The organism is Gordonia sp. BP-119 (assembly GCF_016924115.1).
Taxonomy (GTDB): Bacteria; Actinomycetota; Actinomycetes; order Mycobacteriales; family Mycobacteriaceae; genus Gordonia; species Gordonia hongkongensis.
Genome location: NZ_JAFFZF010000097.1, coordinates 1 through 1,432, shown reverse-complemented (window position 1 = coordinate 1,432; position 1,432 = coordinate 1). Strand labels below are relative to the sequence as shown.

Annotated in this window: 1 protein-coding gene; it reads right to left on the bottom strand. The window is 66.0% G+C overall.

Translation table 11 applies throughout. The annotated features are described in order from the left end of the window. Positions 1-1,341: IS110 family transposase (locus tag JW364_RS23955; RefSeq protein ID WP_205334500.1), on the bottom strand; the 1,341-nt coding region annotated here is incomplete at its 3' end. Positions 1,342-1,432: the final 91 nt, after the last annotated feature.

The window sequence follows — 1,432 nt, the reverse complement described above, 5'->3', positions numbered from 1 at the left end:
TTCTACGGGTCGGGTACGGCCGGCAGCGATGTCAGGGTTCCACGGCGTGGCGGTGGTGATGACGACGTATAGCTGCCGCAACAGAGCCGCGGCGATCGCTACCCGGGCCTGGTTGGGGTTGAGGCGGTTTGCTTCTCGGCTGGTCAGGTGCCGATAGCGGGCGGCGTATACCTCGTTGTGGGTCAACGCCGCGAACGCCGCTCGCCAGGCGGCGACCCGCAACAGCGGCCGGCCACGACCACTGATGCGGGTGGCGCCGCGGTAGGCGCCGGAGGAGTTCTCCCGGGGGCATAGTCCGGCATGTTTGACTACCGCCCGCGCCGAGTCGAAGCGGGTCAGGTCACCGGTTTCGGCGAGGATCGCCGCCACCGAGACCGCCGATACTCCGGGAATGGATCCGGCGAGTTCGTGCAGGCCCAGCCCGGTGAGGACCTCGATCATGGCCGCCTCGACCTGCTCGCAGGCGGTGCGGGCGTGGTGAAAGTCGGCCAAGGCGTAGCGGGCCCGTTCCAGCGCACCGGCCTCGGCGGTGATCGTGGTCTCGGTCTGGACGGCGAAAGCGGCATCGACGATCGCGACCAGGATGCGGGTAGTGACCCGACGCCCACCCCAGCAGGGCAGCTCGGCGCGCACCTGCTCCCGTAGCCACGCCACCGCCTGTTCCCGGCTGCCCTGGGCGGTCAGGGGTGTCGGGTCAGCGCCGATGACGGCCATCGCGGCCAGCCAGGTCACCGATTTGAACGGTTGCCCGGCGCAGTCAAGGGCGTGGGGCCAGGCGCCTTCGAGGAGGTCGCGGGCTTGTTGCTGCGCCGCACCACGGCGGGTGAGTTGCTGGGATCGGCGTACGCCGAGGTGACGTAGCCGGGTCCATTGCTCGTCGGCGTGTTCGGGCAGATAGATATGAAGTTGGGTGGTCAACCGTGCGATCAGCAGGGCGTCTTTGTCATCGGATTTGTCGTGGGTGAAGTCTTCGGTCTCTCGGGCCCGTGCCACCGCGATCGGCTGCACACACACCATCTGCACCCCGACCGCCGCGGTCAGGTCTCGGACCGTTTTCCAGCGATGCCCGGTCGGTTCACACGCGATGACGATGCCGGCAAACCCGGCAGCGGTAGCGGCGGTACGGCTCCACTCGATCGCGGTGGCCAACTGCGGTGGCGCGCAGTGAAAAGTTCTGCGCGCCACGATGCGGGAGTCGTGATCGACCACAGCGACAACTTGCTTTTTCGACGCCAGATCAATCGCTGCGACCGCGTAGTCACGGCGCACGATGCCCCGGAACTTGCTCAACCGATCGTTGCGACGCTTGTCTCCACGACTCAAACGACTAGCCTTAGACATTGACATCCTCCTTTTGTGGTTGGGATAACCAAGCCCCTTATGACCACATCAGGAGGATGTCCCAGTTACCAGCCCTTCCAGCTATTACTAG